Source organism: Kitasatospora sp. NPDC051170 (assembly GCF_044455705.1).
In the GTDB taxonomy this organism is placed as follows: domain Bacteria; phylum Actinomycetota; class Actinomycetes; order Streptomycetales; family Streptomycetaceae; genus Kitasatospora.
The window spans coordinates 165,046-185,593 of the sequence record NZ_JBITFA010000012.1; the positions used below are offsets into that span (position 1 = coordinate 165,046).

Here is a 20,548-nt window from a genome sequence, read left to right on the forward strand (position 1 = left end):
GTTGTGGCGGGGGCGGTGACTACTGCCCGCTGCCGACCAGTTCGCCGGCGTCCTCGTCGTCCGCCGGCGCTCGCCGGTTGCGCAGGACGGAGGAGCCGAGCGCCAGCCCGATGAAGGCGACGCCGATCAGGCCGGTGACGATCTCCGGGATGTGGAACTTGATCCCGACGAGCAGGATGACGGCCAGCGCCCCGATCGCGTAGTGGGCGCCGTGCTCGAGGTAGACGTAGTCGTCGAGGGTGCCCTTGCGGACCAGGAAGACGGTCAGCGAGCGGATGTACATCGCGCCGATGCCGAGGCCCAGGGTGATCTGGAAGATGTCGTTGGAGACCGCGAAGGCGCCGACGACGCCGTCGAAGGAGAAGGAGGCGTCCAGGACTTCCAGGTACAGGAAGAGGAAGAACGCGGCCTTGCCGGCGACCTGGACGACGGACTTGCCGGACTTCTCGGCCTCCTCCTCGCGCTCGGCCTCCTCCTCCAGGCCGGATTCGAAGATGGAGGAGAGCCCGCCGACGGCGAGGTAGGTGATCAGGCCGAGCACACCGGCCAGCAGAACGGTTTCAGCGTGCTCCCCGGCGAAGAAGCGGGAGGCGAGCACCAGGGCGACCAGGGCGACGACGCTGGACAGGGCGTCGAGCTTGCCGACCTTCTCCAGCGGGCGCTCCAGCCAGCCCAGCCAGTTGTGCTCCTTCTCGTCGAAGATGAAGTCGAGGAAGATCATCAGCAGGAAGACCCCGCCGAAGGCCGCGATGGCGGGGTTGGCCGCCTCGAGGTACTGGCCGTAGGTGTGGCCGTTGTGGACCTTGTCGGAGTGCAGCGCGAGGTCGACGACGGTGGCCGGGCTGAGCTTCGCGGTGAGGCCGACGACCAGCAGCGGGAAGACCAGGCGCATGCCGAACACGGCGATGAGCACGCCCACGGTCAGGAAGATCTTCTGCCAGTACGGGTTCATCCGCTTCAACACCGTGGCGTTGACCACCGCGTTGTCGAAGGAGAGCGAGATCTCCAGGATGGAGAGGATCAGCACGATGCCGAAGCCTTGGGCTCCCCAGAGCAGCCCGGCCGCGATCAGTCCGATGGCGGTGATCGCGAACGACCAGCCGAATGTGCGGAGGAACACGGGACTTGGTTACCTTTCGGGTTCTGGCCGCGCCGGGGTGAACGCTCGTCCCCGAGACGGCCTGACCGGGCCGGGCCCGGTCAGGTCACCCCCGCACCGCCCTCTGTTCTCATGATCGGTTGAGTGATCAGGTGAGTGCGACTAGTCTATTTTCGCCCTTTTCGCCCCTACTGCACGTTCACGCCGAAGTCCAGGGCGATCCCCCGCAGGCCCGAGGCGTACCCCTGGCCCACCGCGCGGAACTTCCACTCGCCCGCGTAGCGGTAGAGCTCTCCGAAGATCATCGCGGTCTCGGAGGAGGCGTCCTCGGACAGGTCGTAGCGTGCGACCTCCAGGCCGTCGACGGAGTTGACGACCCGGATGTAGGCGTTGCGCACCCGGCCGAAGCTCTGTTCCCGCGCCTCGGCCTCGTAGATCGACACCGGGAAGACGATCTTGTCCGCCTGCGGCGGCACCAGCTCCAGGTTGACCAGGATCAGCTCGTCGTCGCCGGTCTCGTCGCCGCCGGTGAGGTTGTCGCCGGTGTGCTCGACCGAGCCCTCGGGGCTCTTCAGGTTGTTGTAGAAGACGAAGTACTCGTCACCGAGCACCCGCCCCCCGCCGCAGATCAGCGCGCTGGCGTCGAGGTCGAACGGGGCGCCCGTGGTCTTGCGGGCGGACCAGCCGAGGCCGATCTGGACCTGCGTCAGGTTCGGCGCGACCTTGCTGAGCGAGACGTTGCCGCCCTTGGCGAGCTTGACCACCATGACCGTCCATCCTCCCTTTCCTTCTCCCGGGGCGCCCTAAAGGTGTAACCCCCGCAGCCCCGGCCGGCCCGTGTCGGCCGACTGAACTTCCTGAACTCACATCCTCCCAGCGCACCGGGGTGCTCCGGAGGCGGAACGGCCCCGGACCGCGATGGTCCGGGGCCGTCCCGGGATGTCGTGCGTCGAACCCTTACCCGCCAAGGGTCCTGACGTCCGGGTGATCCGTGATGGTTCGTCAGACGTTCACGCCGAAGTCCTGGGCGATGCCGCGCAGGCCGGAGGCGTAGCCCTGGCCGATCGCGCGGAACTTCCACTCGCCGCCGCTGCGGTACAGCTCGCCGAAGACCATCGCGGTCTCGGTCGAGGCGTCCTCCGAGAGGTCGTAGCGCGCCAGCTCGGCGTTGTTCGCCTGGTTCACCACGCGGATGTAGGCGTTGCGGATCTGGCCGAAGCTCTGGCCGCGGCTCTCGGCGTCGTAGATCGACACCGGGAAGACGATCTTGTGGACGTCCGCGGGGACGCCGACCAGGTTGACCTTGATCGACTCGTCGTCGCCCTCGCCCTCGCCGGTGAGGTTGTCGCCGGTGTGCTCGACCGAGCCGTCCGGGCTCTTCAGGTTGTTGAAGAAGACGAAGTTGCCGTCCGAGGCGACCTTGCCGTGCTCGTTGCAGAGCAGTGCGCTCGCGTCCAGGTCGAAGTCCGTCCCCGTGGTGGTCCGGGCGTCCCAGCCCAGGCCTACGAGGACGGCCTGGAGACCCGGGGCCTCCTTCGTGAGCGAGACGTTGCCGCCCTTGCTGAGGCTGACTCCCACGTGCCCTCCAAGATTCGGGAGGCACGATCGGTGCCCCCGGGTGGTGCGGTACCGGGCGGCGTCACCCGAAATCGGACGTACGCCCCACTCCGCCAACGGCCCGAGCGTAGTACCCGGTTCCCGCCCGCACCCGGGAACCGGCCGCGCGGGTCTCAGAGGGCGGCGAGCGCCTTCAGGTAGTCCCGCACGTCCCGGGCGTCCGGGAGGCCGTTCACGACGCTCCAGCGCACCGTCCCGGCGCGGTCGATCACGAAGCTGCCGCGCAGCGGGCAGCCGCGCTCCTCGTCCAGCACGCCGTAGGCGCGGGCGACGGCGCCGTGCGGCCAGAAGTCGGCGAGCAGCGGGAAGCCCAGCCCCTCCCGGTCGGCGAAGACCCGCTGGGCGAACTGGGAGTCGCAGGAGAGCCCGAGCACCTGCACGTCCTCGTTCTGCAGGGCGTCCAGCTCGCGCTGGACCTCCCCCAGCTCGCCGGTGCAGACGCCGGTGAAGGCGAACGGGTAGAACACCAGGAGGACGGCCTTGCGGCCCCGGAGGTCGGCGAGGCGCACGCTCGCCCCGTGCTGGTCGTTCAGCTCGAAGTCCGGAGCCTGGGAGCCGACCTCGATGGCCATGGGCGGGAGCCTTTCTGGAGCGACCGGGCCGCGCGGGGGGAGCGCGACGCGCCTCATCCTCGCATCCGCCGACCTGCGTTCGGCCGAACGGATGACCGGCCGCCCCCGGACGGCCGAGCCCGTTCGCCCTGGGCGAACCCGCGGCCGACCGGCGCCGAACCCCGCGACACGGGACACGGCTCACGGCTCACGGCTCACGGCTCACGGGAAGGCGTACGAAAAGGCACCGGGCCCCGCCGGAGTGGTGAGACTCCGGTGGGGCCCGGTGCGGGGCTCTGCGCTGGGGCGATCGCCGGGGTCAGCGCTTGCCGGTCGGCTTGGTCGACTTGGTCGTGAGCCGGGTGGCCGCCCAGTCCTTGGCGACGGCGATCGAGCTCGTCTGCGACAGGCCGGCGGTCTTGGCCGCGTCGGCGATGTCGGACGCCTCGATGTGTCCGTCCCGGCCGGTCTTCGGCGTGAGCAGCCAGATCAGGCCGCCCTCCGCGAGGTACTCCAGCGCGTCGACGAGGGCGTCGGTGAGGTCCCCGTCGTCGTCGCGGTGCCACAGCAGGACGGCGTCGGCGACGTCGTCGTAGTCCTCGTCGACGAGATCCGTCCCGGTGAGCTCCTCGATGCCTTGGCGGAGGTCCTGGTCAGTATCGTCGTCGTACCCCAGCTCCTGAACGATCTGGCCCTCTTCGAAGGCGAGACGGGTTGCCGGGTTGGACTTGTCCGCGGGATCCGCGGTCGCGCTCACGGGAATAACCTCCAGTATTCGGCTCGGCGTCGGCGCCGAGGCTGTGGCCGTAGTCCACACGGGCGCGGCGGTTCGCGCAAGTACCCGACCCCCGATCCCCTCCAAAGGTTGACGTGTCACAGGGGGACACGCCGGTCGACGTGTCGCGAATCACACCGATTTGCCCTTCTCTGCGTGGGACAAGGATGCTTCGGGTGGTCCCGGCCCGCAGGCCGTACGCATGCCCGAGATGCGAACGGCATTCTGGTCCGCGCGTGCGCGGGCGTAGAGTCTCCTGTTGGCCCTCACCCCGGCCGCCCGCCATCGGGTGAACGGGACACCAGGTCGGACCACCTCTGTTCGTAACACCCGGGGGTGCGCGGCGCTGCTGACGAAGCCGGCGCCGCACACCACCAGACCGTCCCGCCCCACAGGGCTGAACGGTTACCGATCGGTAGAGATGACGGATCTCCGAGCGCGGTAGCACGATGGAGGCGGCGCGACACACCTCAGTTTCGACCGACAGTGAAGGAACAGCGTGGCTTCCGGAACCGATCGCAACCCGATCATCATTGGTGGCCTTCCGAGTCAGGTCCCGGACTTCGATCCCGAGGAGACCACGGAATGGCTGGAGTCGCTCGATGCGGCCATCGACGAGCGGGGGCGTGAGCGTGCCCGTTACCTGATGCTGCGGCTGATCGAGCGCGCCCGCGAGAAGCGTGTCGCCGTGCCCGAGATGCGCAGCACCGACTACGTCAACACCATCGCGACCAAGGACGAGCCGTTCTTCCCCGGCAACGAGGAGATCGAGCGCAAGATCCTGAACGCGACCCGCTGGAACGCGGCCGTCATGGTCTCGCGGGCCCAGCGCCCGGGCATCGGCGTCGGTGGCCACATCGCCACCTTCGCGTCCTCGGCGTCGCTGTACGACGTGGGCTTCAACTACTTCTTCCGCGGCAAGGACGCCGAGGGCGAGTCCGGCGACCAGATCTTCTTCCAGGGCCACGCCTCCCCCGGCATCTACGCCCGCGCCTTCCTGCTGGACCGGCTCTCCGAGCAGCAGCTCGACGCGTTCCGCCAGGAGAAGTCGAAGGCCCCGTACGGCCTCTCCAGCTACCCGCACCCGCGGCTCATGCCGGACTTCTGGGAGTTCCCGACCGTCTCGATGGGCCTCGGCCCCCTCGGCGCGATCTACCAGGCCCGGATGAACCGCTACCTGGAGCACCGCGGCATCAAGGACACCTCCGACTCGCACGTGTACGCCTTCCTGGGCGACGGCGAGATGGACGAGCCGGAGTCGCTCGGCCAGCTGTCCCTGGCCGCGCGTGAGGGCCTGGACAACCTGACCTTCGTCGTCAACTGCAACCTGCAGCGCCTCGACGGCCCGGTCCGCGGCAACGGCAAGATCATCCAGGAGCTGGAGTCCCAGTTCCGGGGTGCCGGCTGGAACGTGATCAAGCTCATCTGGGACCGCAGCTGGGACCCGCTGCTCGCGCAGGACCGCGACGGCGTCCTGGTGAACAAGATGAACACCACGCCGGACGGCCAGTTCCAGACGTACGCCACCGAGACCGGTGACTACATCCGCGAGCACTTCTTCGGCAGCGACCTGCGCCTGCGCGCCATGGTCGAGAACATGACCGACCAGCAGATCCAGCACCTGGGCCGCGGCGGCCACGACCACAAGAAGGTCTACGCCGCGTTCAAGGCCGCCCGCGAGCACAAGGGCCAGCCGACGGTCATCCTCGCCCAGACGGTCAAGGGCTGGACGCTGGGCCCCAACTTCGAGGGCCGCAACGCCACCCACCAGATGAAGAAGCTGACGGTCGAGGACCTGAAGCGCTTCCGCGACCGGCTGCACCTGCCGATCACCGACAAGCAGCTGGACGAGGGCTACCCGCCCTACTACCACCCGGGTCGCGACTCGGAGGAGATCCAGTACATGCACGACCGCCGGCAGGAGCTCGGCGGCTACGTGCCCACCCGCAAGGTGCGCCCGCGCAAGCTGGAGCTGCCGGGCGAGGACGCCTACAAGGCCGTCAGGAAGGGCTCCGGCAACCAGACCATCGCCACCACCATGGCGTTCGTCCGGCTGCTCAAGGACCTCATGCGGGACAAGGGCATCGGCAACCGCTTCGTGCCGATCGCGCCCGACGAGTACCGCACCTTCGGCATGGACTCGCTGTTCCCCTCGGCGAAGATCTACAACCCGATGGGCCAGACCTACGAGTCGGTCGACCGGGACCTGCTCCTGGCCTACAAGGAGTCGCCGACCGGCCAGATGCTGCACGACGGCATCTCCGAGGCCGGCTGCACCGCCTCGCTGATCGCCGCCGGCTCCTCCTACGCCACCCACGGCGAGCCGCTGATCCCGGTCTACGTCTTCTACTCGATGTTCGGGTTCCAGCGCACCGGCGACCAGTTCTGGCAGATGGCCGACCAGCTGGCCCGCGGCTTCGTCCTCGGCGCCACCGCCGGCCGCACCACCCTGACCGGTGAGGGCCTGCAGCACGCCGACGGCCACTCGCACCTGCTGGCCTCGACCAACCCCGGCGTCGTCGCGTACGACCCGGCGTACGGCTTCGAGATCGCGCACATCGTCCAGGACGGTCTGCGCCGGATGTACGGCACCAGTGCCGAGCACCCGAACGGCGAGGACGTCTTCTACTACATGACGGTCTACAACGAGCCGATCAAGATGCCGGCCGAGCCCGAGAACGTGGACGTCGAGGGCATCCTCAAGGGCCTGCACAAGTACGCCCCGGGCGCCGCCGGCCAGATCCCGGCCCAGATCCTCGCCTCCGGCGTGGCCGTGCCGTGGGCCCTGGAGGCCCAGCGCATCCTCGCCGAGGAGTGGAACGTCAAGGCCGACGTCTGGTCCGCGACCTCCTGGAACGAGCTGCGCCGCGACGCGGTGGAGGCCGAGGAGTTCAACCTGCTGCACCCCGAGGAGCAGCAGCGCGTGCCGTACGTCACGCAGAAGCTCCAGGGCGCCGAGGGCCCGGTCGTCGCGGTGTCCGACTGGATGCGCGCGGTGCCGGACCAGATCGCCCGCTGGGTGCCGGGCCAGTACCAGTCGCTGGGCGCCGACGGCTTCGGCTTCGCCGACACCCGTGGCGCGGCCCGTCGCTTCTTCCACATCGACGCGCAGTCGGTCGTGCTGGCGGTGCTCACCGAGCTCGCCAAGCAGGGCAAGATCGACCGCTCGGCGCTGAAGGACGCGATCGACCGCTACCAGCTGCTCGACGTGGCCGCGGCCGACCCGGGCGCCGCCGGCGGCGACGCCTGATCACCGGCTGAGAAGGTCCGAGGAGGGCCGGACTCCGTACAGGGGTCCGGCCCTCCTCCGTGCCGTGGCGCTAAGGTTGTGACTCCCGTCTCACCAGCGCAGCCCCGGAAGGCGCCTCCATGGCCGCTCGCACCACCGCCCCCGCGCGGCCGACCGGGCTGCGGGAACGCAAGAAGCAGCAGACCAGGGCCGCCCTCGTCCAGGCCGCCCACGTGCTCTTCCTCAGCCAGGGCTTCGCCCGGACGACCGTCGACGAGATCGCCTCCGCCGTCGACGTCTCCCAGCGCACCTTCTTCCGCTACTTCGCCAACAAGGACGAGGTCGCGCTCGCCGTCATGGCCGACGCCGAGGACTACTTCATGGAGTGCCTGCGCCGGCGCCCCGCCGAGGAGACGCCCCTGGAGGCCCTGCGCGCCTCGATCGTCCAGGCCTGGCGCGACCTCGGCGCCGCCGACCCCACCACCCCCGGCTCCATCGGCAGCGCCCTGGAGCTCCTGCGGATCATCGAGGACACCCCCGCCCTGCTCGCCGCCCACCTGCGCCGGGTCACCGAGCAGGAGCGGACGGTCGTCCGGGTGCTCGCCGAGCGCGAGGGCGTCGACCCCGCCCGGGACCTGCGCCCGGTCGTCCTGGCCGCCGTCTTCGGGGGCCTGGTGCGCGCCGCCCACCTGTCCTGGACGGCCGAGCAGCAGCCGCCCGGCCCGGAGGGCATGGTCCGGGTGATCGAGTGCCACCTCGACCAGCTCGGCCCGGCGCTGGCCGGCCACTGGCGCGGGTAGCACTCAGGTATCACCCCGTACCCGGGTAGCCCCCGAAAGTTCGCGCTCCGGTCCGACGCCCCGCGCGAGCCGCCCTCCTAGGCTGGCCGGCGATGAAGACACCCACCGCCCCCGACACCCGCGCCTTCGCCACCCGGCAGCTGCGCGCCCTGCACCACCACCTCACCAGCCCGCACGGCGAACCCACCCCGCTGCTCGGCAGCTCCCGCCGCCGCTGGATCCGCTTGTTCCCGTACGTCTTCGCGCTGCTCCTCCTGTTCGCGCTGATCCCCAGCGGGATCGCGCTCCTGAACGCCTTCTACGGCCTGGCCATGCCCGTCTGCGCCGCCCTGACCCTCGCCCAGACCACCCCGCTGCTGCTCGCCATCACCCGGCCGCTGGCCGCCTGGTGGATCAGCGCGGCCGCCATGGTCACCACCGCCGCCGTCACCGCCCGCCACCCGCAGCTGATGGGCAGCTGGCCGTGGACGGCGCCGATGATCATCTCGTACGTCGTCCTGCTGCTCGCCCTCGGGCTGCGCGAGCGCCGGGCCACCGTGATCTCGGTCTGGGTCGCCACCGTGCTGCTCACCGCCCTCACCGCCGTCCTCGGCCTGCCCCGCCTCGCGGACGGCACCAGCGTGCTGCTGATCGCCCTCAGCGGCGCCGCCCTGCTGCTCGGCTGGGCCGTGCGCGACCGCGCCGAGGCCCGCCGGCTGCTCAGGGAGCAGGAGCAGATCAGTGAGGTCGAGCGCGAACGCCGCACCCTGCTGGAGGAACGCACCCGGATCGCCCGGGAGTTGCACGACGTCGTCGCCCACCACATGTCGGTGATCGCCGTGCAGGCCGCCAGCGCGCCGTACCGGATCGAGGGCGTACCGGCCGCCGCCGCCGAGGAGTTCACCGCCATCGCGGACGGCGCCCGCGCCTCGCTGGCCGAGATGCGCCGGCTGCTCGGCGTGCTGCGCAGCGAGGAGTCCTCCGGTGGCCGGACCCCGCAGCCGGGCCTGCCCCAACTCGGCCAGCTGGTCGAGACGGTGGGCCGGGCCGGGGTACCCGTCGAGATGGCCGTCGACGAGGAGCTGGAGGAGCTGGTGCCGGAGGCCCTCGGCCTGTCCGCGTACCGGATCGTGCAGGAGGCGCTGGCCAACGTCGTGCGCCACGCGCCCGGGGCGCACACCTGGGTGTCCCTGACCTCGGACGGCCCCGAGCTGCGGCTGACGGTCGTCAACGCGCCCCCGCCGGAGCGCGCCGAGTCCCTGGAGGCGTCCGCCGAGGGCACCGGGCACGGGCTGGTCGGAATGCGTGAACGCGTACGGTTGGCGGGTGGCAGTCTGGACACCGGCCCGCTGCCGGACGGCGGCTTCAAGGTGGCCGCCGTCCTGCCGATCGATCCAGTCCAGGAGACGCCCGCATGACCATCCGCGTGATCATCGTCGACGACCAGGCCATGGTGCGGGCCGGGTTCGCCGCCTTGCTCAACGCCCAGAGCGACATCGACGTGGTGGGGGACGCGGCCGACGGCGCCGAAGCCCTGGAGGTCACCGGCCGCACCCACCCGGACGTGGTGCTGATGGACGTCCGCATGCCCGTCATGGACGGCCTGGAGGCCGCCCGGCGCCTGCTCGACCCCGCTGTCCCTGGAGCCCACCGGCCCAAGGTGCTGATGCTGACCACCTTCGACGTGGACGACTACGTGTACGAGGCGCTGCGCGCCGGGGCCAGCGGCTTCCTCCTCAAGGACGCCCCGCCCGCCGACCTGATCGCCGCCGTCCGCATCGTCGCGGCCGGCGAGGCGCTGCTCGCGCCCAGCGTCACCCGCCGCCTCATCGAGGACTTCGCCCGTACCCGGCCCACCAGGCGCCGCGACCCCAAGCTGCGGCTCAACGGCCTGACCCCGCGCGAGACCGAGGTGCTGGCGCTGATCGCCGGGGGCCTGTCCAACCAGGAGATAGCGGCGCAGCTGGTGGTCGCCGAACAGACCGTCAAGACCCACATCGGGCGCATCCTCGCCAAGCTCGACCTGCGCGACCGGGCCCAGGCCGTCGTCCTGGCCTACGAGTCGGGCCTCGTGACGCCCGGCCAGTAGACCGGCCCTCAGGGTCCAGCCCCTGACTCCCTTAGCCCCCGGGTATCACCCCGGAGTTGGCCCCGCGGTCTGACGTCCGCGGGGCCGTCGCGTTCCTACCGTCCTCCTCGTCGCCGACCGAATCGACGAGGGGAACAGGGACATGGGAACGCATCGGGTCCGACGGGCCGTGGCCGCCGCAGCGCTGGCGGTGGCCGTGATGCTCGGCGCGGGCGGGTGGGCCGCGGCCGACGCCCAGACCGCCGTCACCGGCCCGCCCCCGGGCAGCGCCGCCTGGACGGCCGACACCTCGCTGGGCCTGCGCCTGCCCGACCCCGCCACCGCCTCCGCGGCCGAGGTCGCCGCGTTCTTCGCCGGGCTGAGCCCGGCGCAGCAGGACGAGCTGATCGCCCGCCACCCGCTGGTGGCCGGCAACCTGGACGGCGCCCCGGTCGAACTCCGGTACCGGGCCAACGCCCTGGCCCTCGCCGCCGCCCGCACCGAGGAACTCTCCCGCGCCGCCGACCCGGCCCTCACCCCGGAGGACCACCGGGCGGCCCGCACCCGCGCCGAGCGCTACGGCACCCTGCTGGACGGGCACCGCCGGATCCTCGCCTTCGACCCGCGCGGCCGGGGCCAGATCGCCGAGGTGTACGGCGACCTCGCCCACGCCGCGCACACCGCCGTGATCGTCCCCGGCTCGGACATCGACCTGCTCACCTACGACCGCGCGAGCGACCCGTACGGCACCCCGGCGGGCATGGCCCGCGCCCTGTACGAGGCCACCGCGGCGACCGGTACCGGCACCGGCACCGGCACCGCGGTGATCGCCTGGGCCGGCTACACCACCCCCGTCGGCCTCGGCCCCGACGCCGCCACCGAGCGCCTCGCCGAAGCCGGCGCGGCCCGCCTGACCGCCCTCCTCGACGGCCTCGCCGCGAGCACCCGCCCGCAGGCCCCGGCGGCCCTCTTCTGCCACAGCTACGGCTCGGTGGTCTGCGGCCTCTCCCGCCCGGGCCCGGCCGAAGCCTCCCGGCTGGTGGTGCTCGGCTCCCCCGGCATGGGCGTCGACTCCGCGGACGAACTCGACCCGCGCGTCCCGGTGTTCGCCACCGCCCGCAACGACTCCGACTGGATCGGCGACGTCCCGCACGTCCGGCTGCTCGGCCTCGGCCACGGCGCCGACCCCACCGACCCCGCCTTCGGCGCCCGCCCCCTGCCCGCCACCGGCTCCCACGGCCACACCGGCTACTTCGCCCCCGGCACCGCCTCCCTCGCCGCCTACGCCGCCCTCGCGCTCGGCCGCTGAATCCTCGTTCGGACAGGAGCACCCGCCATGAGCCTCGCCACCTTGCGCCTCGCCACCCTGCGCCTCACCACCCTGCGCCGCGCCGCCCTCAAGGTCGACGCCCGCACCCCCGCCACCCGCGACCGCGCCCTCGACGGGCTGCGCGCGATCGCCCTGCTCGCCGTCCCGATCGGCCACTGGATGCTCGGCGGCCTGACCCTCTCCCCCGACGGCGCCCTGCACAACGCCAGCCCGCTCTCCTCCCTCGGCTTCTTCGCCCCGATCAGCTGGGGCCTCCAACTCCTCGGCGTCTTCTTCCTCGTGGGCGGCCACTCCTCCGTCCGCTCCCTGGAGCGCGCCCACGAGAAGGGGATCTCGTACGGCGGCTGGCTGCGCGCCCGCACCGTCCGGCTGCTGCGCCCGGTGCTCGGGGTGGCGGCCGTGTGGGCGGTGCTGGTCCCCCTGCTGCCCGCGCTCGGCGTCCCGGGCGACACCGTGCACACCGGGGCGACGCTGGTGGTGCAGCCGCTCTGGTACATCGGCGTCTACCTGGCGCTGACCGCGATCACCCCGCTCTGCACGGCCCTCGGCCGGCGCCTGGGCGGCTGGTCGGCGGCCCTGCTGATGGCCGTCGTCGCCGTCGTCGACCTGCTGCGGTACGGCCCGTGGGCCGAGGCGATGCCCTCCTGGGTGGGGCTGCTGAACCTGCTGCCCGGCTGGCTCTTCGGCTACCAGCTGGGCGTGCTCTGGGCGCAGGGCCGACTCGGCCGCCGGGGTGCCCGGGTGCTGCTGCTCGGCGGCGGCCTGCTGTTCGCGGTGCTGCTGACGGTGTTCCACTACCCGGCGAGCATGGTGGGCGTGCCCGGGGCGGAGCGGACCAACTCGCACCCGCCGTCCCTGCTGGTGCTGGCCCTGGCCTCGGTGCAGTGCGGCGCGGCGGTGCTGCTGCGCGAGCGGCTGGGCCGGCTGCTGGCGGCCCGTCCGCTGCTGTGGCTGCCGGTGGTGGCGGTCAACCTGTCGGCGATGACGATCTTCTGCTGGCACCAGAGCGCGATGCTCGCCGTGGCGGTGCCCGGGGCCGCGGGCCTGGGCGCCGTCCCGGGGCTGACCACCGCCCCGGACTCGCTGGGCTGGGTGGCCGGACGGCTGGCGCTGCTGCCGCTGCTCGCGGCCGCGCTGGTGGCGATCGGCTGGTTCACCCGGCGCTTCGACGGCCCGTGGACGGCCTTCTCCCGGGGCGGAAAGGCCCTGGCCGGCACGGCGGCGGCGCTGTTCGCCGCGTACGCGCTCGGGGTGGTGTGACCGGCACCGGATCTCGAAGCACCCGGGGGCGCGGCCTGCGCAGGCCGCGCCCCCTCGACGTATTGGGGCGCCCGAATGACGCGGCCCACGCCGATGGAGTCGGCCCGCATGCGAACCACCACGGGGCGTGATGGCCTGTGACGGTCGGCGACCCTCGCTGGACCGCGCCCGCCCACGGCCCGTCCGCCCCGCATTCGCCGCCCTGAACCGCCCCGAACCCATCCCTCCTCCGAGGAGACCCATGTCCCCGTCCCCACCCCGCCGGTGGCCCGCCACCGTCGTGGTCTGCGCCGTCACCACCGGCGCCCTGCTCGCCGCCGTCACCCCGGCCGCCGCCCACGAGGGGCCCGCCGACCCCGCCCAGGGCGGCCTCACCCCGCACGTCGACTCCCGGCGGGTCGCGGCCGAGATGCGCCAGGACGAGGTGGCCGCCCTCGGCCAGGAGCACGCGGAGGAGCACGCCCGGATGCGCGCGGCCGTCCGCGGCATCGGCGACTACCCGCAGACCACCCGCACCAACCGGCTCAAGGCGCTCACCGACTCCCAGGCGAGCCTCAACAAGGGCTTCGCACCGGGGACGTTCGGGGCGTTCAAGGACTACTTCCCCTCCCCGGACTTCGGCGACCACGTCGCCCTGCTGCCCACCGGCAAGGTGCTGCTGTTCTCCTTCGAACGGATCGAGACCAACCCGGAGAAGGAGCCCGCCCCCACCCAGACCATCGGCAAGGAGAACGCCGGCCGGGCCTTCCTCTGGGACCCGTCCAAGGGCAACGGCCCGGACGCCTTCAAGCAGGTCACCCCGCCGGTCTCGGACATGCCGGACGGCCTGGGCGAACAGCGCCCGGTGCCGTTCTTCTGCTCGGGCCACTCCTTCCTGCCCAACGGCATGCTCGGCGTCTTCGGCGGCAACCTGGGCGGCAACGGCGGCACCGGCGCGAAGCTCTCGCTGGTCTTCGACCCCTGGACGGAGACGTGGACCCGCAACCCGGACATGGCCGTCGGCCGCTGGTACCCCTCGGTGGTGACGGGCGCGGACGGGCGGCAGCTGATCATGTCCGGCCAGTCCGAGCTGGGCTACGGCACCCCGACCCCGGTGGTCGAGCGCTTCCCCGCCAAGTCCTTCCCCGTCCCGCTGGCCAAGAAGGACGTCCCGAGGAACACCCCGGTGGACCGCTTCAAGGTGGACGCCCCGTTCTCCTTCGACTACCCGCACCTGTTCTCGCTCAACGACGGCGACGTCTACGGCTTCGGCCGCGCCGCGGGCGAGCAGTGGAAATTCGACCCGTCCGCCGAGACCCGCACCGACCTCACCGCCCGCCCGGACGGCCGCAAGCGCAACTACGGCTCCGCCGTGATGCTGCCCGGCGGTGCCAACGGCCCGGACTCCGCCCTGATCCTCGGCGGCGACCGCGACAACCCGAGCACCCTGCGCTTCTCCAACGGCAGCTGGACGGCCGAGAAGTCCCGCGCCTTCGGCCGCACCCAGGACGACACCCTGCTGCTGCCCAACGGCCGGCTGATGACCGTCAACGGCGCCTACGACATCCGCGACTACGGCAACGGCCCGTACAACCCCAACGCCGACCTCAAGTACCGGCAGATCGAACTGCGCGACGACCGGGGCGACTGGCAGCTCGGCCCCGTCCAGCGGCTGCCGCGCGGCTACCACTCCAACGCCGTGGTGCTGCCGGACGGCCGGATCATGGTCACCGGCGACGAGCTCCAGCAGCTCGCCAACAACCCGGACGTCAACGGCACGGTCTCCGGCATCCCCGGCACCACGGGCCCGACCACCATGAACGGCACCATCGAGATCTACGAGCCGCCCTACCTGCACCAGGGCGACCGGCCCGCGCTCGCCAACGCCCCCACCACGCCGGTCGGTTACGACAAGAGGTTCACCGTCACCAGCACCACCCCCGGCCTCGCCGCCCGGGCCGTCCTGCTGGCCCCGACCACCTCCACCCACTCGGTCAACACCAGCCAGCGCCACCTGGAGCTGCGGCTGACCGGCCGGGCCGGCAACCGGCTGGAGTTCCAGGCCCCGCCGGACGCCAAGGCCGCCCCTCCCGGCTGGTACATGCTCTTCCTCCTCAGCGGCGACGGCGTGCCCAGCGTCGCCCAGTGGATCCAGCTCAGCCCCACGGCCTGACCCCCCGTACGAAAGGAAGCACCATGACCACGGAGTTGAGCCTTCGCGAGAGCGAGGAGATCCAGGGCGACGTCCTGGCCGGCTTCAAGAAGGACAACGTCAGCGTCCTGTTCCTCAAGTTCGAGGACGCCGTCCGCGCCCGCGACTGGCTGCGCCGGATCACCCCGCAGATCTCCACCACCCGGCAGGTCGCCGAGTTCAACGAGGCGTTCAGCGAGGCCAAGCACGCGGCGGGCGGGGACGACCCCAAGTCGCTGACGGCCACCTGGCTGGGCGTCAGCTTCACCTACGAGGGCCTGCGCATGCTCGCCGGCAGCGACCCGTTCCCCACGCCCCCGCCGGTCGGCGGCGGCCTGGAGGCGTTCAAGGAGGGCTCCGCCCAGCGGGCCGGCGCCCTCGGCGACACCGGCGACAACTCGCCGGAGAACTGGCTGTTCGGCAACGGGAGGAACCAGCCGGTGCACGCCGTGCTGAAGATCTCGGCGGACACCGAGCGCGACCTCTCCTCGGCCGTGGAGGCGCAGCGCATCGCCGCCGCCGAGTGCCGCGTCCTGATCGTCTACCAGCAGAACGCCCGGACACTGCTGGGCAGTCGGCGCGGCAAGGAGCACTTCGGCTTCAAGGACGGCATCAGCGAGCCCGGCATCCGGGGCTTCGACCGGCCGAACCCGGGCAATCCCGAGGAGCAGGACGGCCACCCGGGCACCCGGCTGATCCCGGCCGGGGAGTTCGTCTGCGGCCTGGAGAACGACGAGTTCAGCGGGCCGCCGTCCCAGTACCCGGAGTGGGCGCGCAACGGCTCCTTCCAGGTGGTCCGCCGCCTGGCCCAGGACGTACCCGGCTGGTGGTCGCAGGTCGCCGTCAAGCTCAGGGAGCTGAAGCTCGCCAAGGCCGTCCCGGACACCGCCACCACCGAGTGGCTGGCCGCCCGGATGGTCGGCCGCTGGCGCTCCGGCGCCCCCGTCTGCAAGCACCGGGACCGAGACGTCCCCAACAGCCCGGACGCCGCCAAGGACAACGACTTCGACTTCCGCGACGACCTGGAGGGCCTGGTCACCCCGCTCTGGTCGCACCTGCGCAAGACCAGCCCCCGGGACGGGCTCCAGGAGACCCCGGACAAGCCCCCGATCCCCGCCAAGACCCTCGACGGCCGCCGGATCATGCGCCGGGGCACCCCGTACGGCGCCCCGTTCGACCCGGCCTCCGAGGGCCCCGGCGGGCCGGACGACCCGCGCGGCCTGCTGTTCATCTGCTACCAGGCCGACCTCCAGCGGCAGTTCGAGTTCATCCAGGCCGACTGGATGGACCAGCCGAACTTCCCGCCGAACCGCGACAGCGGCGCCGACACCCCCGCCGGGCACGCGAGCCCGAGGCCCCTGCCCGGGAAGGACCCGGTCACCCAGGAGGCGCCGGACGTCGACTTCGAGCACCTCGGGCCGGACGGGCTGATCGACCACACCCCGCTGAGCTTCCAGCAGTTCGTGCAGACCACCGGCTCGGTGTACGCCTTCATGCCGTCCCTGAGCATCCTGCGCGGGCTCTGCGAGGGCCGGCTCACCCCGGTCGCCGGGCAGAACGGCGGCCAGGCGGGCGGACAGACCGGCGGCCAGACCGGCGGCGGCACCACCACCCCGCCCAGGCCGCAGCCCGTCAAGGCGTACCCCTGCGACGAGTTCGTCGCCGTCCCCGACCAGTACCGCAAGGGCGGCCAGTCCCGGTACTGGGCCTTCCACGGCGACCTCTGCCGGACGATCTCCGTCGCGGACGGAAACGCCCACACCGACCGCAAGGTGGAGGACGACACCTGGCTCACCGCCTGGACCTGCCTCCAGGGCGTCGGCCGGGTGGACTGCGTCCTGCCCGTGCCCGACCAGCAGGATCCGTCGGGCAAGAGCTGGTACTGGGTGTTCCACAGCACCGTCGGCCGCCAGCAGTACCGGCTGGTCTCGATCACCTGCGCCGGCGGCCGCTACACCACCGCCCTGGAGCGCTCCGACCGCGACCTCACCTACTGGGGCTCGCTCAGCGGCGTCGCCCAGGTCGACTGCTGGCTGCCGGTGGCGGACCAGCAGGACCCGACCGGCCGGAACAAGAGCTGGTACTGGGTGTTCCACACCACCGGCGGCCGGCAGCAGTACCGGCTGGTCTCGATCGCCGGCGGCCCCGGGCACACCGACGTGCGCGAGCGCACCGACCGTGAGCTCTCCCAGTGGAGCTCGCTGAGCGGCCTCAGCCGGGTGGACTGCTTCCTGCCCGTCCCGGACCGCCAGCCGCCCGGCGGGACCTGCGAGTACTGGGTGTTCTGCGGCCAGAGCTACCGCCGGATCTCGATCGCCGCCGGCAGCGGCCACCCCGACCGGCTGGTCGACGGGGACCGCACCTGCGACAACTGGTCCTCCCTCGGCTGAACCGGTCCGTTCGTGGCCCCCGGTGCGCGCGACGCGCCGGGGGCGCGCACCGGACCGTCGCGCAACGGACGGCCCGCAGCCGGAGCACCGGTCTCCACGTTCGCGCCGGTCACCTCGGCAGACGCACGCGGACGCCGGCAGGACACCCCCGGTTCATGTGAGCCTTCCCACAGTTTGAGCCTGTCCGTCACCCTCTCGTGACCTCTACGCTTGCCCAGGAAGCCTGCAGACACTCTGCACGGCACTCTGCGCGGCAGCCGGCGAGGCAGCCGGCGAGTCGGAAACACGCACCCTCCGGGCACGCCCGCGAAACGGTGACGGGCCCAAGGGAGTTGGTGCGGTGCGCAACCGTCGACGCTGGAAGCGGGTACTGGTCGGAGCCTTCGCCGGGGCCGCCGTCCTCGCCGACGCCGGCGCCGCCGCCGCCCAGGCCGCGGCCTCCACCGAGCAGCTGGCGATCAGCACCCCTCCGGCCGGCAGCGCCGCCTGGGTCGAGGACCACAGCTTCGGCCGCGACCTGCCCGACCCCGCCACCACCACCCCGGCCGCCGCCGCCGCGTTCTTCGCCTCCCTCGCGCCCACCGAGCTCGACCGCCTGGTCAAGGACTACCCGCTGGTCGTCGGCAACTTCGACGGCGCCCCGCTGGGCCTGCGCTACCAGGCCAACCGGATCGCCCTGGCCGCCGAACGCGACCACGCCCGCGCCCGCGCAAACGACCCGAAGCTGGACGCCGACACCCGCGCCCTGCTCGTCTCCCGCGCCAACGACGTCGAGCACCTGCTCGCCCCCGACCGCCAGGTCCTCGCCTTCGACCCACGCGGCCGCGGCCTGGTCACCGAGGTGTGGGGCGACCTCTCCGACGCCGAGCGGATCTCCGTACTCGTCCCCGGCTCCGACGCCGACCTCGGCCACTTCGACCAGGCCGCCGACCCGCTGCGCTCCCCCGCCGGCATGGCCCGCGCCCTGTACGCCGAGGAGCGCCGCCAGGCCCCCGGCACCCGGACCGCCGTGATCGCCTGGACCGGCTACGTCACCCCCTCGGGCCTGGGCCCCGACGCCGCCACCTCCCGCCTGGCCGACGTCGCCGCGCCCCGGCTCCAGCGCCTGCTAGCGGGCCTGAAGGTGACCACCCGCCCGGACGCGCCCCCGGCACTGCTGTGCCACTCGTACGGCTCGGTGGTCTGCGGCAACACCGCCCCCAGGATCCCCCGCGCCGCCGCCTCGCCGTCCGACACCTCCGGCATCACCGACCTGATGGTCTTCGGCAGCCCCGGCATGGGCGTGCAGAGCACCGCCGACCTCGGCGCCGGCGTGCACGTCTGGGCCACCCGCAACCCCAGCGACTGGATCGGCAACGTCCCGTTCCTGGAGGTCGGCGGGCTCGGCCACGGCGCCGACCCGACCTCCGCGGGCTTCGGCGCCGAGCAGGTCTCCTCCGCCCACGCGGTCGGCCACAACGGCTACTTCGCCGAGGGCACCGAGAGCCTGCACAACTTCGCGTCCATCGCCCTCGGCGACTACACCGACGTCGTCCGCCCCACCACCAACTGATCCCGGCCAGTCCGAGTACAGCTAGTCCCGGTAGAGGCTGAGCGCCTCGGCCGCCGCCCGCGCCATCTCGCGCCGGGCGGCCGCCGGACCCAGCACCTCGAGGTCCGCGCCGAAGGCCAGCAGCATCCGTACGGCCGCCAGCGCCGGGAAGGCCGGCGCCAGCTCCACCCAGTCCTCGGCCGGCCCGCACCTGGGGGCGGGCGGCGGCGAGGTGAGCCGGCCGCCGTGGATGCGCAGGAACATGTCCAGCCGCGCACGGCGCACCCGCACCCGCACCGGCACCTCCTTGGGCACCCGCTCCACCTGCTCGCGCAGCGCCCCCCACACCTCGCCCAGCCCGACCCCGGGGCGGCGGCGCACCACCTCGTCGGTGGGCTCGGCGGCCAGCATCCGGTCGGTGCGGAACAGCCGGGGCTCGCCGTGCAGGTCGGCCACCAGGTACCAGACCGTCGCCTTGCTCACCAGCCCGTACGGGTCGACGGTGTACTCGACGGGCTCCGGGGTGCCGCTGTGCCGGTAGCGCAGGAACAGCCGCCGGTCGGCGAACACCGCGTACTGCAGCTCGCCCAGGTCCGGGCCCGGGTGGTCCCCGGCGGGCGCGGTGCGCATCCACCGGGCCGGGTCGACCAGGATGCGCTCGCTGATCCGCTCGGCGTCCGTACGGTGCGGGGCGGGCAGCGCCGCCATCACCTTGCGCAGCGCCGAGCCGAGCGCCCGGTCGAGCCCGAGGTCGCTGTGCGCGCTCTGGGCGGACAGGACGAACAGCGCGCGGGCCTCGTCGGCGGTCATGCCGGTGACGTCCGTACGGTAGCCGGGCAGCAGCCGGATGCCGCCGTGGCGGCCGCGTTCGCTGAACACGGGGACCCCGGCCGCGGAGAGCGAGTCCACGTCCCGGTAGATGGTGCGCACCGACACCTCCAGCCGTTCGGCCAGTTCGGTGGCGGGCACCCTGCCCCGGGTCTGGAGCAGCAGGAGGATCGAGAGCAGGCGGTCGGCCTTCATGGCGGAAGACTCCCAGAAAGCCTGACGGCACCTGTCAGGTTTTACTGGGAGATTGCCTCGCGCAAGCCGAACTTCCTCTCGACAGCGCGGAGCTGACTGAACATGACCTCCACCCAGGATCCCCGCCCGCAGTACCAGGCCGCCCTCGACCAGCTGGAGGCCCTGGTCGCCACCGTCACCCCGGCCGACCTCGACCGGCCCACCCCCTGCGAGGACTACAACCTGCGGCAGCTCCTGAACCACCTGGTCGGCGCCACCCACCGCCTCGCCTACATGGGCGAGGGCGGCCACGCCGCCGACCACGTCCCGGCCATCGAGGACCCGGCGGACGACGCCTGGGCCGCCGCGCTGGGCCGCGCCCGCACCCGGGTGACCGCCGCCTGGGCCGAGGACGGCAAGCTCGGCCGCCCGACCTCCGCCCCCTGGGGCGAGGTGCCCGGCGGGGCGGTGCTCGGCGGCTACGTGATGGAGACGGTCACCCACTCCTGGGACATCGCCACGAGCCTCGACAAGGGCTTCGAACTGGACGAGGGCCTGTCGGGCGCGGCCCTGGGCATCGCGGAGTTCGTGCTGCCCTCCGAGAACCGCGCCGGGCAGGTCCCCTTCGGCGAGGTGCAGCCCGTCGCCGATGGCGCCGACGTGCACACCCGCCTCGCCGCCTTCCTGGGCCGCAAGGCGTGAGCGCCGCGGGCGTACGGGCAGCGCGCCCGTACGCCCGCGCGTCCC

General features: G+C 72.5%; 16 protein-coding genes. 10 read left to right on the forward strand and 6 right to left on the reverse strand.

The genetic code is table 11. The features are described from left to right. Nucleotides 1-19: 19 nt before the first annotated feature. The 5 genes from ACIBCA_RS24785 to ACIBCA_RS24805 form a co-directional block, all read right to left on the reverse strand. Entirely contained in the window at nucleotides 20-1,120 is a 1,101-nt protein-coding gene (locus ACIBCA_RS24785; RefSeq protein WP_396285172.1) for a DUF475 domain-containing protein, read from the reverse strand. A 167-nt stretch (nucleotides 1,121-1,287) separates the two neighbouring features. Continuing rightward, complete coding sequence (locus tag ACIBCA_RS24790; RefSeq protein ID WP_396285174.1) at nucleotides 1,288-1,866, reverse strand: TerD family protein; 579 nt, start codon at nucleotides 1,864-1,866, stop codon at nucleotides 1,288-1,290. A 235-nt stretch (nucleotides 1,867-2,101) separates the two neighbouring features. Further along, nucleotides 2,102-2,677 (reverse strand): TerD family protein, encoded by a 576-nt coding sequence (locus ACIBCA_RS24795; protein ID WP_396285176.1) that lies wholly within the window; start codon nucleotides 2,675-2,677, stop codon nucleotides 2,102-2,104. Between the two features lie 152 nt (nucleotides 2,678-2,829). Then, nucleotides 2,830-3,288 (reverse strand): peroxiredoxin, encoded by a 459-nt coding sequence (locus ACIBCA_RS24800; protein ID WP_396285177.1) that lies wholly within the window; start codon nucleotides 3,286-3,288, stop codon nucleotides 2,830-2,832. A 298-nt stretch (nucleotides 3,289-3,586) separates the two neighbouring features. Next, entirely contained in the window at nucleotides 3,587-4,024 is a 438-nt protein-coding gene (locus ACIBCA_RS24805) for a DUF3052 domain-containing protein (protein WP_031078347.1), read from the reverse strand. A 517-nt stretch (nucleotides 4,025-4,541) separates the two neighbouring features. On the opposite strand from ACIBCA_RS24805, the gene aceE reads away from it, so the two are divergent. The 9 genes from aceE (at nucleotide 4,542) to ACIBCA_RS24850 (ending at nucleotide 18,820) form a co-directional block, all read left to right on the forward strand. Then, nucleotides 4,542-7,292: a pyruvate dehydrogenase (acetyl-transferring), homodimeric type gene (gene aceE, locus ACIBCA_RS24810; protein ID WP_396285179.1), complete on the forward strand. Its 2,751-nt coding sequence runs from the start codon at nucleotides 4,542-4,544 to the stop codon at nucleotides 7,290-7,292. Between the two features lie 119 nt (nucleotides 7,293-7,411). Beyond that, nucleotides 7,412-8,071: a TetR/AcrR family transcriptional regulator gene (locus tag ACIBCA_RS24815; RefSeq protein WP_396285180.1), complete on the forward strand. Its 660-nt coding sequence runs from the start codon at nucleotides 7,412-7,414 to the stop codon at nucleotides 8,069-8,071. 92 nt (nucleotides 8,072-8,163) lie between these two features. After that, nucleotides 8,164-9,468, forward strand: coding sequence for a sensor histidine kinase (locus ACIBCA_RS24820; RefSeq protein ID WP_396285181.1), 1,305 nt, complete (start codon nucleotides 8,164-8,166; stop codon nucleotides 9,466-9,468). Continuing rightward, nucleotides 9,465-10,139 carry a response regulator gene (locus tag ACIBCA_RS24825; RefSeq protein ID WP_396285182.1) on the forward strand — a complete coding sequence of 225 codons (675 nt, stop codon included), beginning with the start codon at nucleotides 9,465-9,467 and terminating at the stop codon, nucleotides 10,137-10,139. The genes ACIBCA_RS24820 and ACIBCA_RS24825 overlap by 4 nt, the downstream gene beginning before the upstream one ends. 142 nt (nucleotides 10,140-10,281) lie before the next feature. Beyond that, on the forward strand, nucleotides 10,282-11,427 hold the full coding sequence (locus tag ACIBCA_RS24830) for an alpha/beta hydrolase (protein ID WP_396285183.1): 1,146 nt from the start codon (nucleotides 10,282-10,284) through the stop codon (nucleotides 11,425-11,427). 27 nt (nucleotides 11,428-11,454) lie between these two features. Next, nucleotides 11,455-12,708 (forward strand): acyltransferase, encoded by a 1,254-nt coding sequence (locus ACIBCA_RS24835; RefSeq protein WP_396285184.1) that lies wholly within the window; start codon nucleotides 11,455-11,457, stop codon nucleotides 12,706-12,708. Between the two features lie 241 nt (nucleotides 12,709-12,949). Then, nucleotides 12,950-14,860 carry a galactose oxidase-like domain-containing protein gene (locus ACIBCA_RS24840; protein WP_396285185.1) on the forward strand — a complete coding sequence of 637 codons (1,911 nt, stop codon included), beginning with the start codon at nucleotides 12,950-12,952 and terminating at the stop codon, nucleotides 14,858-14,860. Between the two features lie 23 nt (nucleotides 14,861-14,883). Further along, complete coding sequence (locus tag ACIBCA_RS24845; RefSeq protein WP_396285186.1) at nucleotides 14,884-17,268, forward strand: Dyp-type peroxidase; 2,385 nt, start codon at nucleotides 14,884-14,886, stop codon at nucleotides 17,266-17,268. Between the two features lie 340 nt (nucleotides 17,269-17,608). Then, a complete protein-coding gene (locus ACIBCA_RS24850) occupies nucleotides 17,609-18,820 on the forward strand; it encodes an alpha/beta hydrolase (RefSeq protein WP_396285187.1) in 1,212 nt (403 codons plus the stop codon). A 21-nt stretch (nucleotides 18,821-18,841) separates the two neighbouring features. Here ACIBCA_RS24850 and ACIBCA_RS24855 read toward each other — a convergent pair whose 3' ends face one another. After that, on the reverse strand, nucleotides 18,842-19,822 hold the full coding sequence (locus ACIBCA_RS24855; protein WP_396285188.1) for a helix-turn-helix transcriptional regulator: 981 nt from the start codon (nucleotides 19,820-19,822) through the stop codon (nucleotides 18,842-18,844). A gap of 102 nt (nucleotides 19,823-19,924) precedes the next feature. Here ACIBCA_RS24855 and ACIBCA_RS24860 point away from each other — a divergent pair, with 102 nt between their 5' ends. Continuing rightward, nucleotides 19,925-20,503, forward strand: coding sequence for a TIGR03086 family metal-binding protein (locus ACIBCA_RS24860; protein WP_396285189.1), 579 nt, complete (start codon nucleotides 19,925-19,927; stop codon nucleotides 20,501-20,503). Nucleotides 20,504-20,548: the final 45 nt, after the last annotated feature.

Excerpts from the sequence above, each read along its gene's own strand:
- ACIBCA_RS24790 (WP_396285174.1), bottom strand. The coding sequence starts at position 1,866 with ATGGTGGTCAAGCTCGCCAAGGGCGGCAACGTCTCGCTCAGCAAGGTC.
- ACIBCA_RS24800 (WP_396285177.1), bottom strand. The coding sequence starts at position 3,288 with ATGGCCATCGAGGTCGGCTCCCAGGCTCCGGACTTCGAGCTGAACGAC.
- ACIBCA_RS24815 (WP_396285180.1), top strand. The coding sequence starts at position 7,412 with ATGGCCGCTCGCACCACCGCCCCCGCGCGGCCGACCGGGCTGCGGGAA.
- ACIBCA_RS24820 (WP_396285181.1), top strand. The coding sequence starts at position 8,164 with ATGAAGACACCCACCGCCCCCGACACCCGCGCCTTCGCCACCCGGCAG.
- ACIBCA_RS24825 (WP_396285182.1), top strand. The coding sequence starts at position 9,465 with ATGACCATCCGCGTGATCATCGTCGACGACCAGGCCATGGTGCGGGCC.
- ACIBCA_RS24830 (WP_396285183.1), top strand. The coding sequence starts at position 10,282 with ATGGGAACGCATCGGGTCCGACGGGCCGTGGCCGCCGCAGCGCTGGCG.
- ACIBCA_RS24835 (WP_396285184.1), top strand. The coding sequence starts at position 11,455 with ATGAGCCTCGCCACCTTGCGCCTCGCCACCCTGCGCCTCACCACCCTG.
- ACIBCA_RS24840 (WP_396285185.1), top strand. The coding sequence starts at position 12,950 with ATGTCCCCGTCCCCACCCCGCCGGTGGCCCGCCACCGTCGTGGTCTGC.
- ACIBCA_RS24845 (WP_396285186.1), top strand. The coding sequence starts at position 14,884 with ATGACCACGGAGTTGAGCCTTCGCGAGAGCGAGGAGATCCAGGGCGAC.
- ACIBCA_RS24855 (WP_396285188.1), bottom strand. The coding sequence starts at position 19,822 with ATGAAGGCCGACCGCCTGCTCTCGATCCTCCTGCTGCTCCAGACCCGG.
- ACIBCA_RS24860 (WP_396285189.1), top strand. The coding sequence starts at position 19,925 with ATGACCTCCACCCAGGATCCCCGCCCGCAGTACCAGGCCGCCCTCGAC.